Here is a 15,623-nt window from a genome sequence, read left to right on the forward strand (position 1 = left end):
ACAGATAAAGACATGAAGAAGTATTATTTTCTATTGCTAATAGTCCTTTTATCCGCTCCTGCATTTGCCCAGCAGGTGGTGCAGTACAGCCAGTATATGTTCAATGGGTTGTATATCAACCCTGCGTATGCCGGTTATCGTGGACCCGTAAATTTTCATACGTATTACCGGTCGCAATGGACTGGAATGCCTGGTGGACCAAGTACGCTGGCTTTAGCGGCGGATATGCGTACCTCGGGAGATAATGTCGGGTTGGGGTTAAATTTAATGAGTGACCGAGTGGGATTGGAAAAACGAGTTTATGCCTATGCAAATTATGCATACCGCCTGCGTGTTGGTTGGGATCCCGAGGATAGACTGGCGTTCGGCCTAGGATTGGGGTTTATCCATTCGGGATTTGATAATGCTGCGGCACGTACCCAGGATCCGGAGTCTATCAACATTGAAAATTCGTTTTTACCCGATGCCCGGTTCGGCGTATTTTATTCTACCAATACTTTTTATGCAGGTGTTGGCGTAGACAATTTGATTTCGCAACTCATATTCAACGACGATAACGGAAGTACCCGTATTCCTCCGGTTACACAATATTACATTACCGGCGGCGGCATCGTTCCGTTAGCTACCGACATTCTATTGAAACCATCTATTTTGGTGAAAAATGCAAATAATGCGGGAAACCGTGCGTGGACAACGGATTTGAATGCAGCTGTCATTTTTGCCGAGCAGTTTACGTTTGGACTTTCTTACCGTACCGCGCTTTCCAATGGAGAGCAACTGAGCGAAAGCCTGAAACGGCCAAACTCGATCATCGCCCTCGCGGAATTTGTCGCAGCAGGTCAGTTTCGCATTGGCTATTCCTTTGATTATGCACTCAATCGAATTAACAACCAGGTGGGGGGAACTCATGAAATATCGTTGGGATATTCGCTGAGTAGAGGAACGCAGCGCGTACGTACACCGCGCTACTTCTAATTTGGGACATTTATTAATCCATGCTGACACGCTACAAAATAACACCTACCTATGAAATTCTTTAATAATACGGTTACGCTGGTTTTTGGATTCTGTTTATTAGCGGTCTTACCCCTGCGAGCACAGTATTCCCTGTTGAAATCTGCTGATCGGGAGTTCGACACATTTAACTTTGTAAAAGCCATAGAGCTTTATCAACGGGCATACGAGGTGAAAGCCGATATCAGAACAGCGGAACGTTTGGCAGAGTCTTACTACCACATCCGGAATTACCGCGAGGCGGAAACCTGGTACGCGCGTTTGGCCAACCATGACGAAGCAAAGATCGACCATATCCTGCAATATGGCCATGTGCTCCGTAATAACTCCAAATTCAGGGAAGCCAAGGCACAATATCAACGTGTTGCTTTGAAAGCGGAAGGTATCATTTCGCGTGAGGAACTTGCGATGTTGTATGCCTCTTGCGATTCGGCCGTGGTGTGGTTAGAAAATCCGATGAAAGCCGTCGAGGTGAAAAATCAGAAGAACTGGAATAGTCCGCAGGCCGAGTTTGGCGCTACAAAAGGACCGGATGGCCTTTATTTTGCATCGGATCGGTTTGATGGGGCTGCCAAGCCGGACGTCATCTACGGGTGGACAGGAAACCCCTATCTATCTATGTATGTTGCGAAGGAGGAGTCGGTGGGCAAGGTCGACGCCAAATGGGGAGACGGGGCCAATCATTTTGGGCCTGCGACGTTTTCCAAACAACGGAATGAAGTCTATTTTGCGGTAACCCGTAACCTGACCCGCGAGGAAAAACGTAACGCAGGGAAGGATGTTACGGTGAATATCGAAATTTTTTCGAATTCATTAGACGCCGCAAATTGGGGTGAAGGCGCGGTTCCTTTTCGTTACAATAATATTACGGAGTGGTCGGTTGGCGATCCTTTCCTGTCCACGTCGGGCGATACACTTTATTTTACCTCTGATATGTCGGGAGGTAAGGGAGGAACTGATATCTATTATGTCGTCCGTCAGGGAGACGGAGCTTGGGGCGATGCGGTCAATTTAGGCGACGCAGTCAATACGCCCGGTGATGAGCGGTTTCCGGCGATCGATAACCAAGGCGACTTTTACTTTTCGTCGGATGGCCATTTGGGTATGGGCGGATTGGATGTGTATCGATTGGAGAAAAACGGAACCTCAGCCAAAGCCGTTAACTTAGGCTTCCCATTTAATTCACCTTATGACGACTTTTCCATCCGTTTTGATAGGGAATTGGAAGGATATGTAGCTTCAAACCGGAGCGGTGGCGCCGGAGCGGATGATATCTATTGGTTTAACCTGAATAAGGTGGTGCAAATTGATCTAGAGGGAGGAGTCTACAACGAAAAGACCAAGTTGCCCGTTTCCGGGGCGAGGGTGACCCTTACGCCAGCCGGAGATGAGATGAACGCCGTGGTCGTTAACGCCGGGTCGGACGGAAAATTTAAGTTTAATTTGGCGGAAAATACAGATTACACCCTTACTGCCGAGCAGACCGGATTTCGAGCATTTACACCAATGGCTTTTTCCACTTCAGGCATCGATTCCAGCACCACGCTGCAAAAAGATATTTATCTGTCTCCGGTTGAAGAGAAGGAAGTCGTCGTACTGCGTAATATCTATTTTGACTTCGACAAGGCGGACATCCGCCCAGACGCGGCATTGGAATTGGATAAAATAGCTGCATTTTTAAATAGTGACCCTAGTGTGCGCATTGAACTGAGTGCACATGCGGACTCCAGAGGAACAGCTGCGTATAATATAAAATTGACTCAGCGGCGTGCTGATTCGGCGGTAGCCTACTTGGTCAGCAAAGGAATCGCGGCCGACCGTTTGGTAGCGAAGGGATATGGTTTTACGAAACTGGCTAACCATTGCGCCAAAGGCGTAGAATGTACGGAAGAGGAGCATCAGTGGAACAGGCGTGTGGAGTTTTTCGTAATTGGAAATGGGGATAAAGAATAACGGATTTTGTCCATGCCGATCCTTACAATACCCTCTAGAAGGGTATTTTTTTTGGTTTTCAATATAGATTGGCCAGCATCCATTGTCCGAAATCGGCAAATTTCGTCAACTGAAGTTCCCGTTTATCTGTTTCAATTTCTTTCAATTTTGCAGCAACTTTTTTGCGTGCAGCAGCCTTCCAGGTTCTTCCCCTGCGCTTCGGGTCCGATGCAATGGCGTTAAAAATGAGTTTTTCCGTTTTATAAGCCTTGCCGTGTTTGCTGAACGCTCTTTTGTATGATCGGATTTCATGCTCGATATAAGCCAAGTCATCCATTTCATAACTGAGAAGAATGTAGAGTAAACGGCCGGCCCGGTAGGCGAGGTGTTGCGGGGTTTGTTTCGCTGCATCAATGAGCAGGTTTAGCTGTTTTTTCGCCTTACTCCATTGTTGTTGCATAAAATGAGTGAGTGCTGCAAAAAAATAATACTCCACTTGCTTTTCGTGGCCAGGAATCGATTTTTGTGCGTTCCCAAGAACGTAGGAACTTGTTAAAAATTGAGCAGCCATCTCGTATTGCCTACAGCCGAGGACCTTGTTTAGCCGATATACTTCCGCCGTTAACGTGGCTACGCTTTTAAAATGTTCGGGATAGGGGCGTTCTGATAGTGCGGTTAATTTTTCAATAAAGGGGGACATCTCTTGATAGTAACCAATACTCCGGAGACTGTCAAGGATCCCATCAAGTGCTGACAGATAATCATAAGGCGGATAGTCCCAAATGGGCTCGTTGGCTTCCGTTAGTTTGGTGAGTTCGTCGAATATCCGTAACGCCGAGCGATATTCGCCGGTATGGATAAAAAAGAAGGATTGAAAAAGCAAATGTAATTTCTGTGGTTCGAACTGATACTGACTGCCTCGGGTAGAAAGGCTAAGTTCGCTCAGAATCAGATCATTTAGTTGCTTATCCTGTATATTGTTTTTTGTACGCTTGCCTTTTGTGAGTCGATGGCTGAGAAGTTCGTAAAGGGAATAATGTTCTTGGATCTGTCGGAGCGATTGCAGTGTATGTTTTGCCTTCATCTGTTTGTCTACCAGTTGTTGTTCACTGAGTCCGGGGAAACCCAGATCAGAAAGGGCGGTTAGTTCCATACGGGCTGCTTGATAGGCCACCGGGTGATGTTGATTCGCGGTCGCTAGTTTTGAGGCCTTGTGAAGTTCCTTGAACGCTCTTGTGGGAATGGAACGCTCAAAACACAGTCTCGCTTTCAGGAGGCATTGGTATTGTTGGTACCAGGCGTCCTGTTCGATACGTACCTGCACAAGGATATCGGTGAGTATTTTATATAAGTAAGCGGCAGTGTTTTCGAGTGATTTGGCGGGATAAGCTTTTCTGAATTGCTCTTGCCAGGAGGTCATACCTGCAATGCCTGTTTGCCCGGCGATTTGTTGATATAATGCGATATAGTCTTTGTCGCCTTTGAGCTGCGTTGCGTGTTGCTGGAAGAGCTTTTTTTCCGCTGCAGAAAGAGATTTTATGAGTTTTTCGAGCTCGTAGAATAACATCGGGATTCAAACTAATCGGGTAGTGGACGATATATAATATATGTATTTAATATTAAATGGATCATTATCAAATAATTATATAATTTATGTGGTGTATTTTTGGGTATTGTAATTCATAAAATTATATAAAAAAGGCGGTTTTTTCAAAAATATACCACCTACTTTTGATAGTATTTATAAACGAAAAGATTTCTTTAACCAATTATATGAGCAATAAAATAATCGTTGTAGGTAGTATGAATATGGATATGGTTGTTAAAACAAGCCATATTCCGCAGCCGGGAGAGACGGTCTTGGGTGGGTCTTTTTTAATGAATCCCGGTGGAAAGGGAGCGAATCAAGCGGTGGCTGTTGCACGTTTAGGTGGAGATGTAACGTTTATTGGCAAAATCGGTGATGACATTTTCGGAAAGCAATCGTCTCAATTATTTGATGAAGAAGGGGTTGATACCAATGGGATGTTGGCTGATGACAATTGTCCATCCGGCATCGCACTGATTACCGTAGACGAACGTGGCGAAAATAGCATCGTAGTAGCTCCAGGAGCGAATGCGCATTTGGAACCTAACGATGTGGAAGAGGTATTGAACAACTATCCGTACAGCAAAATTTTATTGGTTCAGTTGGAAATACCGATGCCAACGGTGGAGCATGCAGCTCGCATCGCGCGGGGCAGGGGCATGCAAGTTATTCTTAACCCAGCGCCTGCCAATAGCTTGGTACCGGCTATGTTTAATTTGATTGATATTATTACGCCTAATGTTAACGAGGCGGAAATGTTGTCGGGAATGCAGATTGTAGATATTCCAAGTGCGAAAGCCGCTGCAGAACGTATTCATGCACAGGGTGTCAATCATGTTATTATCACATTGGGAAGGCAAGGGGCCGTGTTGCTGGAAGCCGGCGTGTTCCACCACATTCCGGCTCCTCAGGTGGAAACCGTGGATACCACGGCGGCAGGTGACGTATTCAATGGCGCACTTGCGGTTGCCTTAAGCGAAGGGAAAGCCTTGAAGGATGCGGTTTCGTTCGCTTGCAGGGCGGCTTCAATTGCCGTGACGCGCATGGGCGCACAGTCGTCCATTCCTTTCCGCAACGAGGTGTTGTTGAATAGTATGACATAAAAGTCGTTATAAACCAGTTCCAAAACCATTAAGTTATGTTTATCGTAGAAAGTTATGTGTTGGCGGTCGTGTTTTGCTTAATCACGATGCTGTGTTGGGGCTCTTGGGCCAATACGCAGAAGTTGGTACAACACGAATGGCGATTCGAGCTATTCTATTGGGATTACGTTTGGGGAATTTTCCTGCTTGCACTTGTCGGTGCATTTACCATGGGCAGCATGGGTGAATCGGGCAGGTCTTTCCTGGACGATCTGGGGCAGGCAGAAGGTAGCAACATCCGCAGTGCGTTGATCGGTGGTGTGGTATTCAATCTTGCGAATATCTTGTTGACAGCCGCTATCGCGGGGGCAGGAATGGCGGTGGCCTTTCCGGTTGGAATCGGTTTGGCGTTGGTTATCGGTGTGCTGATCAATTACTTGATGTTGAGCAAAGGGAATCCGGTATTGCTCTTCACGGGCGTCGGTCTCGTCACCGCGGCGATCATTCTTAATGCGGTAGCCTACGGAAAACATTCCGGCAGTACGGGCAAAAAAGGCGTGGGAAAATGGATTGCGGTTTCGGTTATCGCCGGCGTGTTGATGTCTACGTTTTATCCGTTTATCGCCGCTGGAATGGATTTGGAGAATTTTGTGTCACCCGCTGCCGGTAAAATGACGCCCTATACCGCGTTTGTGGTGTTTGCATCCGGTATCGTGCTAAGCAATCTGCTGTTCAATACCCTGTTGATGCGCCGGCCGCTCGAAGGCGCCCCCATCAACTATGGCGAATACGTACGGGGACGGCTGGGTATCCATCTGGTGGGCATCCTTGGCGGATGTATCTGGGGAATCGGCAACCTGTTCAACCTCATTGCCGCAGGCAAGGCTGGCCCCGCCATATCGTATGGACTCGGCCAAGGGGCTACGTTAGTAGCTGCCCTGTGGGGTGTGTTGATCTGGAAGGAGTTCAAAGGAACCTCCAAAACCGTGAACGGGCTTGTTGCCGCGATGTTCGTGCTGTTTGTGGTTGGGCTGGGGCTGGTAATTGCAGCGGGCGAATAGTTTTTAATCCGCGGATGCCTGACACCCGCGGACAATAACCAATATGTAATCATTATGCAGAAGCATTCACTTGGCTTATTTTTCATTTTGTTAGCTATCGCCGGCTGTTTCGGCTGTGCCTGTGGCCCGCGTTCGGGGGCTGCGGATAACGGACAGGATTCCGTAGCCATCCCTTTGAAATTGGTAAAGGACGAGGCGGAAGGAACGATTTCCATTTTTAGGGAGGATGGCGATACGCCTATTCTTGTACAGCATGCCAAAGCCGATTTCAGGCCATACATCCACCCCATCGTTGCGCCAGATGGCGACGGGGTATTGACCGAGTACAGTCCGGGTCATCACAAACACCAGACGGGGTTATATTGGGGATTTACGCGGGTCAACGGCAGGGATTATTTCCACAACCCGCAGGGCGATTATTGGAAGAAAGCGGCATTGAACACCTTGGAAGAACAGGGGGACGCGGTCAAGTGGCAGACCATTTATCAACTGTTGGATGAACAGGGAACGCCTGTAATGCAGGAAACCCAAAATTGGTCGCTGCAATTCATCGACGGCCAATATCTACTGGATCTGGAGTGGAAAGGTGAAGCGTTGAAGGACCTGTCAATCGGCAAATACGATTATGGAGGCCTTTTCCTGCGCATGCCATGGCGGGAGGGTATCGAAGGGGAAATCGTCAACGCGGCTCGAAGCAAAAATGAATACGCCGAAGGCCAAGCGGCGATGTGGGCTGATGTCGGTATGAAAATAGACGGGCGGAGCGATTGGGCACACGTATCCATTTTTGACCATCCTGAAAACCCCGGGTTCCCCAACAAATGGCGTGTAGATACTCAGCTTGGCCTGGGGCCAGCGTACACCCGCGATAACGACTGGAATTGGCATAAGGGGCAGACCCAAACCATCAAGCATCGCTTGGTTATACATACCGGCGAGCTGAACGAGATGGCGGTAAACGAAGCGTGGACTCAATTTGCCGGGCGGGATGGGGAATACAGCATGACCGAGCTGTGGTCGTTGGCGCAAGCGGAAGGGCGGAACGCCAAGTTCTTAACGCCGAAAGAAGCGGTTGATGCCATGACCGTGAAAGCGGGATACGAAGTGAACGTGTGGGCTGCGGAGCCGATGATGACCCAGCCCATGGCCTTCTGCTGGGATGATAAGGGGCGTCTTTGGGTAGCCGAGAACAAGGACTATGAGTCGCGCGGGCACGGCTTTTCCAATGCGGGGACCAGTCGCATTCTGATTCTGGAGGACACCGACGGCGACGGTGTGGCAGATAGCCAGCAGGTATTCATGGAAGGGTTGGCTTTTCCAGCAGCCATCGCGGTCGGATTTGACGGACTTTTCGTGGGGGCGCCGCCCAACCTCCTTTTTGTGCCGGATAAGGATGGCAACGACAAGGCCGATATGGAAGATGTCGAGATTTTGCTTACCGGATGGGGTATACGCGACCGGCACGAAACGTTAAACAGCCTGCATTGGGGACCCGACGGCTGGCTTTATGGGCTGCAGGGGTTTGCGACGCCTTCCAAAATCCGGAAACCCAACGGGGATGCCAAGCTTTATTTTCACAACGACGAATTTCCGGAAAATCTGCTCGAAGCGGATGGTGTGGATATCAATGGGGGGGTGTGGCGTTACCATCCGGTTAAGCACCGGTTTGAGGTGGTGGCCCATGGGTTCAGCAATCCCTGGGGCATCGACTACGATGCGAAAGGCCAGCTGTTCATGACGGCGTGCGTGATTCCCCATTTGTGGCACGTGATTCCGGGGGGTATTTACCACCGGCAGGGCGGGCAGCATTTCAATCCCTACGTGTACGAGGACATCAAAACAATCGCCGACCACCGGCATAGCTCCGCCCATGGTGGCGCCCGGATCTATCAGTCGGACGCCTTTCCCAAAGAAGAACAGGGCCGGATTTTCATGGCCAATATTCACGAACACGCGGTGTTGTCGGATATCCTGGAGCCGAAAGGCTCGGGCTATGTGGGCGTGCATGGCGACGATTTTATGAGGGCTAACAATGCCCAATGGGTCGGATTCAGCATGGAAATCGGTCCGGAAGGCGGGCTATATGTCCTGGATTGGCACGACGCAGATATCTGCGGCCAGGATGTGCTGAATTCTGAAACCGGTCGGATTTTTCGCATTATGCCTTCCAAATCGTCGGCAAAGGACTTTCCAGGGCGATATGCCGACTTAAATACGCTGACCGATGAGCAGCTCGTCGAACTGCAGACCAACGCCAGCGATTGGCACGCCCGGAGGGCCAGGGGCATCCTGCACAAGCGGGCCACCGGCGGAAAGCTTCAGGCAAATACCCATTCGCAACTGAAAGCGATCTTTGATAAAGAAAAAAATCCCGATTGGCGATTGCGGGCGATGTGGAGTTTGCACATCACCGGCGGCCTGACGCCCGAAGACCTGCAGGAGTCGTTGGACGACAAAGACCCTTATATCCGCGCCTGGGCCATCCAACTGCTGTGCGAAGATAAATCGCCGTCGGCAGGAGCGCTGGCCAAATTCCGGTCGATGGCGCAACATGACCGCTCACCGGTGGTTCGTCTCTACCTGGCCGCTGCATTGCAACGGATAGCCAACGACGAAAAATGGGCAATTGCCATCAACCTCCTCCAGAAAAAAGAAGACGGGCAAGACCACAATCTGCCCAAGATGATTTGGTATGGCATCGAACCGTTGATAGCGGAAAATCCCAGCAGGTTTTTAGCGCTCGGCGGCGTTTCCCGCATACCCATGGTGACGCAATACGTTGCGAGAAGGGCCGTGGATGGCGACGAACTGCAACGGCTGGTGGCTTTGATCGGAATGCAACGAGGCAATACGGAAGACTTGCTGGTCGGCATGCTCAGTGGGATGGAAGGAAGGACCGACCTGAAGATGCCCGCCAACTGGAAGGCGGCTTCGGAGAAATTGCAGCAAGGCAAAGGTAGCGTAGGCGAACTCGCCACGAGGATTTCCGGACTGTTCGGCGACCGGGAAGCGACCCAGCGGGCATTTGCGTTGCTCAAGGACGAGCAGAAGCCGATCAGCGAGCGCAGGAAGGCCCTCCAGATGCTGGCCGCGCAACAACAACCGCAGCTCACCGCTGAGTTGCCGCAGCTCCTGCAAGAACCGGCAATGCGAAGCGAAGCGATCCGCGCCGTTGCCGCTTTTGATAACGAACCGCTCGGTAAGCGCTTAATTGAGGGGTACCATAGTTTTTCGCCAGCCGAAAAGACAGAGGCGATACAAACGCTTTCCTCCCGTACGCGGTATGGCAACCTGCTGATGGCCGAGATCAAAGCCGGGCGGATTCCAAAGAAAGAGGTGCCCGCCAACGTGGCCAGGCAATTGCTGCGCGTGGTAGGAAGTGGGTTCATCGAGGTGTGGGGGCCGATTGAAACGGTAGCCAGTGATCAGGCCGCCTATGAGAAGTATCGGAAAATGCTTAGCTCCGAAGCATTGGCCAAAGCAGATGTAAAGCGCGGAAAAACCTTGTTTCAACAAACCTGCGGCAGCTGCCACAAGATGTACGGCGAGGGTGGCGTAATGGGGCCTGACCTTACCGGATCGAACCGACGGGATGTGGATTATATCCTATTAAATGTGCTCGAACCGAGTGCCGAAATCCAGGACGATTATAAAATGGTGGTTATCAATACGCGCGATGGACGAACCTACTCAGGCAATGTGGTGAGCGAAGACCAGCGGCAACTGTCGCTCCGGGTGGTCGGGCAAGAGGAGCCCGTATTGATTAACAAATCGACCATTCAATCCCGGGAGACAGCGGCTGTCTCCATGATGCCCCCAGGGCTCTTCGAACACCTGGGCGACCGGGATGTCGTAGATATCATCGCCTATTTGAAAACGGATGAACAAATAATTTAGCGCATTCATGATGTTGAGACAAATATTAACTAAAAATATAAATCATGAAGAAAATGAAATTATTGATTTGTGTGTTGGCGTGTCTCGGTATGAATGCCAATGCTCATGATTATGCTGGCCGCGTGAAACCACACTTGAAAAAAATTCCACTTTCCGTACTGAAAGACAAAATCAAAGGTGGTTGGGCGGGCCAAACCATTGGCGTGGCTTTTGGAGGCCCTACGGAATTCCGGTATAACGGCACGTTCATACAAGACTATCAGACAATTCCGTGGTACGAAGGGTATGTTAAGAAATGGATGGATGAGTTTCCGGGGCTGTTTGACGATATTTACATGGATCTCACATTCGTTGAGGTGTTTGAGCGCGTAGGCTTGGACGCACCGAAATTAATTTAAACAAGAATCTAACGCAAAACCCTGGATTTTAGTAATCCGTTGGGTCCTGCTACAAAGAGCAATTAAAAATCAATAATTTATCTATGTTTGTGCTTGTTTTCATTTGGACGAGTACGCAAGGAATTTTACGATGAGCTATTTACGAATTTTGTTTTTTAGCGTTTTGTTGACGCAAGGATGCAATGATGAAAAGCCGGCGATGAGCGCTACCGGAGATGTTCCCAAAATCCTTTTCGATACCGATATGGGGCCTGACTATGACGACGTGGGGGCCATTGCGGTATTGCATGCGCTTGCTGATAGTGGAGAGTGCGAAGTACTGGCTACAGTCGCCAGCGACGCACATCCATCTATTGCACCGACCATCGAGGTTTTCAATCGTTACTTTGGACGGGATAGTCTGCCGGTTGGTGCTGCAGTTCAAGGCGCGCCTGATTTTACCGCTCAAAATGGATGGAACGACACGCTTATCAATAATTTTGCACCGGATGTGCGCACAAAGCGGTATCCGAGTGCGGTTGATGTATACCGCCGGGTACTCGCTGCCCAGCCAGACAATTCCGTAACCATCGTAACTGTTGGTTTTTTGTCCAATATCAGTGCATTATTGGATTCACAGCCCGACGAACATTCTAAATTGAACGGGATAGATCTCGTAAAGGCCAAGGTGAAGCAACTTGTGGCTATGGCAGGTGCATTCCCTGAAGGTGTTGAATTCAATGTCGTTCAACATCCGCAGGCTTCTCTAAATGCGATCAGGAAGTGGCCCAAGCCTATATTGTTCAGCGGTTTTGAGATCGGCGTCAAAATTTTTACGGGAGGTAAGGTTGCCCAACAAGGCGAGAATAATCCGGTGAGTAAAGGATATGCTTATAACTTTAAGACTTACACCAAAGATGGTGAAGCCAGCCGAAATTCATGGGATCAAACCGCGGTATTGGTTGCCGTACGCAATCCTGAAGAATACTTTTACGTAAATGGACCCGGGAAGTTTATCGTGAGCGAGGATGGTTCGAACGCCTGGGACCCGACAGTCGATGCAGGTCACTATTTCATTAGTCATAAATACCCGTATTCGCATATTGCCGACGTCATTGAAGGATTGATGCTGCAAGCTTTGCGTCGATAGTACTTTTATAAGCTAATATACTATCAGAATAAGCTAACAAATTGGTGGAAAGCCATCAAATTGTTAGCTTATTTTGTCTTAACTTTTTTGAAAACGTATATCCAATTATCTAACCATGAATTGAAAATACAGATGACAGACGAGCGAGAGAACGAATCTCCTGCCTTATTGGAATGGGCAGAAGTTGAAGAATATATTCAACGTGCAAGCGATGCGTTTGAATCATACAGACAATATCCGGTGCCCCAACGCATGGATTTTTTACGGCAGATCGGCCGTGAAATTGATACCATCCGAACCGATTTGATTGAAGTCAGTCAACGGGAGACGCATCTTCCCGAGGGGCGTCTTCGAGGGGAGATTGATCGGACGATCAATCAAATCAATTTGTTTGCCGGAGTATTAGCGGAAGGATCATGGGTAAATGCGATTATTGATACCGCTGATCCGCAACGCACGCCGATTCCCAAACCGGACATACGGCAGATGCAATTGCCCATCGGTCCGGTATGTGTGTATGGGGCAAGCAATTTCCCGTTTGCTTTCTCAGTGGCCGGGGGTGATACGATATCGGCTTTGGCCGCAGGGTGTCCCGTCTTGTACAAAGTGCACGAAGGCCATCCGCAGACGTCGTTGCTGGTAGGCAGCTGCATCGAAAGGGCCGCTCGCCAAACGGGTATGCCCATCGGCGTATTCACTTTGTTGATGGTCGCAAGGGATGTAGGTATACAGGTGGTTACCCATCCGTTGATCACGGCGGTTGCGTTTACAGGCTCCTTTGCCGGGGGTAAGGCACTGTACGACGCAGCGGCAAAGAGATCGGTGCCGATCCCGGTTTACGCAGAAATGGGAAGTATCAACCCGGTTTTTTTGCTGCCTGATCGATTGAAGCTTCATGCGGAGGCAACCGCCACAGGTTTGGTGGCGTCCAATACTTTGGGGGCAGGGCAGTTTTGCACCAATCCGGGATTGATGGTCCTGCTGCAATCGCCCGACACGGAACATTTTCTGTCGCTTTATGGTAAGCAGTTGGCGGAGCAGACCTGCCATGCCATGTTAACACCGGGCATCTACCGGGCGTACACAATGGGTGTAGAACGTTTGAAATCCATGGGCACACTTAGCCTTTTGGGTGAAGGTAAAAAATCGGAGTTGGCCGAAGTCGCCGTTCCGGTAGCCTTCCGTGTTAGCGGGAGCGATTTTCTTCGAGATAAAACACTGCGGGAAGAGTATTTTGGGCCGGCATCCATCCACGTCGTTGCCGATGATGAAGCGCAATTGGTAGAAATTGCAAATGTATTGGACGGGCAGCTAACTGTTGGAGTTTGGTGTACGGATGTGGATATCGATTCATTCCGCGTCTTATTTCGGGTATTGGAACATAAGGCGGGTAGACTGGTCATCAACGGAGCGCCCACAGGCGTGGAAGTATGCCATGCCATGGTTCACGGCGGACCTTTCCCTGCTACGACAGATGCCCGGAGCACGTCTGTGGGTACCCAGGCCATCTACCGTTTTACACGGCCGGTGAGTTACCAGAATTATCCCGATCGCTTATTGCCCATCGAATTAAGGAATGGCAACCAGCCGGGCATTTGGCGGAAAGTAGACGGCGAGCTGACCCGAAAGTCGATCTAAAGCAAAAGGCAATGGCAATAGGATGGCTGCGGATAACCGGCATAACAACGTAGAAATGAAGGGATAGAAGTGGGAAGCGAGCGGATTCGCTTGCCGGACACGTCCTGACCAAGCGTAGGTATGACCACGGATAACCAATGGATTTATTGAAGGAGGCCAATAAAGACTAAAAATAGATGAAGTTGTACAAAACTACACGAGGTATTCTGCTCGACAAAGTAGGTGGCTACTATCGAATTGATCAAGATTGGGATCAACTTATTAATCGGGACCAGCTGTACAAATATCTTCAGGAACGGTTAAAATCGATGCCGATAGTGGAAGAGCAAGAAGCAGAAAGCTGGATCGCCAGTGAGTTATTGCCGCCGATTGGAAATCAGGAAGTGTGGGCTGCCGGGGTAACTTATTTCAGGAGTATGGAAGCGCGTATGGAAGAGGCTAAAGATTCTGGTGGTGCCGATTTGTATGACAAGGTGTATCATGCTGATCGACCTGAATTGTTTTTCAAAGCGTTGCCGCATCGGGTCGTCGGCCATGGACAGACGGTTAGTATCCGCAAGGATTCTGCATGGGATGTACCTGAACCGGAACTCACCCTTTTCATCAATTCATGGGGAAGCATCCAAGGGTATACCATAGGAAACGATATGAGTTCGCGTAGTATTGAAGGAGAGAACGCGCTTTATCTACCGCAAGCAAAAGTATACGACCGAAGCGCCGCATTGGGTCCGTGTCTGTATGTGCCGGAACTGCTCATCGACCCCGAGACGATTATCGCCATGCAGATCTCAAGGGCAGGCAAAGTGCTGTTCAATGAATCCGTTCCGATCAATCGAATAAAACGCCCCTTGGAAGAGCTAGCGGCCTACCTGTACCGCGAATGCCAATTTATATACGGAAGCTACCTGATGACGGGTACTTGCCTCGTTCCGCCTGCTAATTTTACACTGACGCCAGGCGACGAAGTCGATATTACCATCGATTCGATCGGTACGTTACATAATACCGTAGGGTACAACTGAAGACGTGCGGTGTAAGCCCTCATGTACCGAAGTGGTAAGTAGTAAACCCAAGCGTCATTGCGCTAACTACTGACCTTTTCTTTTCCATAAATTGATCAATTAGGACAAAAAACAGTTAGAATAGGATAGGAAATGAGTGGCTTGCCGCAGAGCGTGTCTCTATCTTTGTTAGATATTATTGCCTTAGTTAGCGAAAAGAGCATGCGAGTACTTTTGTTATCTTCCTTTATGGCGGTATACCTTACGCCGGTATATGCGCAGCGGCCGGTACCATCGGAAAAAGCAGAAAAGACGATTACGTTATTTGATGGGAAGACCTTGGACGGCTGGAAGCCGATTGATCCTGATGACGCGAAATATTGGCAGGCAAAGGATAGCCTGATTGTCGGGGGAGATGGAGTCAACCCAGTGCCTAAAAATACGTATCTGCGAACTGTCGATGAATACGGTGATTTTGAGCTTAGTTGTCTTTTCCGCCTTTCGGGTGATCCCGGAACGGGATTTATCAACGGTGGTATCCAATACCGTTCTAAGGTGGTCGACAAGGATATCATTGGGTATCAGGCAGACATCGGGGATGGGCATTGGGGGGATATTTACGATGAGCACCGCCGCGGTTTGTTGGTTCAAGGCAATTTGCGCACGGTTTGGCATCTACTTAAAAGGGACGGATGGAATAGTTACACCGTGCGGGTCCGTGGCAACCGTCACGAACTTTACATCAATGGAGTCAAAACTTGTGACTATACAGAAAAGGACCCAACGATTCCACTTAGCGGCGTAATAGCGTTCCAACTCCATAGCGGCGGAACTGCAAAAATCGAAATTCGAGATGTAACCCTTACACCCCTTAACTGAATAC

Annotated in this window: 11 protein-coding genes; 10 read left to right on the forward strand and 1 reads right to left on the reverse strand. The window is 49.3% G+C overall.

Translation table 11 applies throughout. The annotated features are described in order from the left end of the window. Positions 1–12: 12 nt before the first annotated feature. Together ACFQRK_RS02070 and ACFQRK_RS02075 are read left to right on the forward strand one after the other, a co-directional pair. Positions 13–975 carry a type IX secretion system membrane protein PorP/SprF gene (locus ACFQRK_RS02070; RefSeq protein WP_379003127.1) on the forward strand — a complete coding sequence of 321 codons (963 nt, stop codon included), beginning with the start codon at positions 13–15 and terminating at the stop codon, positions 973–975. Positions 976–1,026: 51 nt separating this feature from the next. Then, positions 1,027–2,967: an OmpA family protein gene (locus ACFQRK_RS02075; RefSeq protein ID WP_379003129.1), complete on the forward strand. Its 1,941-nt coding sequence runs from the start codon at positions 1,027–1,029 to the stop codon at positions 2,965–2,967. A gap of 58 nt (positions 2,968–3,025) precedes the next feature. Here the strand turns inward: ACFQRK_RS02075 and ACFQRK_RS02080 are convergent, their stop codons facing one another. Next, positions 3,026–4,513 (reverse strand): hypothetical protein, encoded by a 1,488-nt coding sequence (locus ACFQRK_RS02080; protein ID WP_379003130.1) that lies wholly within the window; start codon positions 4,511–4,513, stop codon positions 3,026–3,028. A gap of 206 nt (positions 4,514–4,719) precedes the next feature. Between ACFQRK_RS02080 and rbsK the strand changes: the two genes are divergently transcribed. The 8 genes from rbsK (at position 4,720) to ACFQRK_RS02120 (ending at position 15,619) form a co-directional block, all read left to right on the forward strand. Then, complete coding sequence (gene rbsK / locus ACFQRK_RS02085; protein WP_379003132.1) at positions 4,720–5,637, forward strand: ribokinase; 918 nt, start codon at positions 4,720–4,722, stop codon at positions 5,635–5,637. 35 nt (positions 5,638–5,672) lie between these two features. Continuing rightward, positions 5,673–6,677: a GRP family sugar transporter gene (locus ACFQRK_RS02090; RefSeq protein ID WP_379003134.1), complete on the forward strand. Its 1,005-nt coding sequence runs from the start codon at positions 5,673–5,675 to the stop codon at positions 6,675–6,677. A 54-nt stretch (positions 6,678–6,731) separates the two neighbouring features. Next, positions 6,732–10,574: a PVC-type heme-binding CxxCH protein gene (locus ACFQRK_RS02095; RefSeq protein WP_379003136.1), complete on the forward strand. Its 3,843-nt coding sequence runs from the start codon at positions 6,732–6,734 to the stop codon at positions 10,572–10,574. Between the two features lie 44 nt (positions 10,575–10,618). Next, complete coding sequence (locus ACFQRK_RS02100) at positions 10,619–10,972, forward strand: ADP-ribosylglycohydrolase family protein (RefSeq protein WP_379003138.1); 354 nt, start codon at positions 10,619–10,621, stop codon at positions 10,970–10,972. 199 nt (positions 10,973–11,171) lie between these two features. Then, positions 11,172–12,101 carry a nucleoside hydrolase gene (locus tag ACFQRK_RS02105; protein ID WP_379003140.1) on the forward strand — a complete coding sequence of 310 codons (930 nt, stop codon included), beginning with the start codon at positions 11,172–11,174 and terminating at the stop codon, positions 12,099–12,101. A gap of 132 nt (positions 12,102–12,233) precedes the next feature. After that, a complete protein-coding gene (locus ACFQRK_RS02110; protein WP_379003141.1) occupies positions 12,234–13,739 on the forward strand; it encodes an aldehyde dehydrogenase (NADP(+)) in 1,506 nt (501 codons plus the stop codon). Between the two features lie 176 nt (positions 13,740–13,915). Further along, positions 13,916–14,761, forward strand: coding sequence for a fumarylacetoacetate hydrolase family protein (locus ACFQRK_RS02115; RefSeq protein ID WP_379003143.1), 846 nt, complete (start codon positions 13,916–13,918; stop codon positions 14,759–14,761). 201 nt (positions 14,762–14,962) lie between these two features. Then, on the forward strand, positions 14,963–15,619 hold the full coding sequence (locus tag ACFQRK_RS02120) for a DUF1080 domain-containing protein (RefSeq protein WP_379003145.1): 657 nt from the start codon (positions 14,963–14,965) through the stop codon (positions 15,617–15,619). Positions 15,620–15,623 lie beyond the last annotated feature (4 nt).

This window comes from Parapedobacter sp. GCM10030251 (assembly GCF_042666505.1).
Classification (GTDB): Bacteria; Bacteroidota; Bacteroidia; order Sphingobacteriales; family Sphingobacteriaceae; genus Parapedobacter.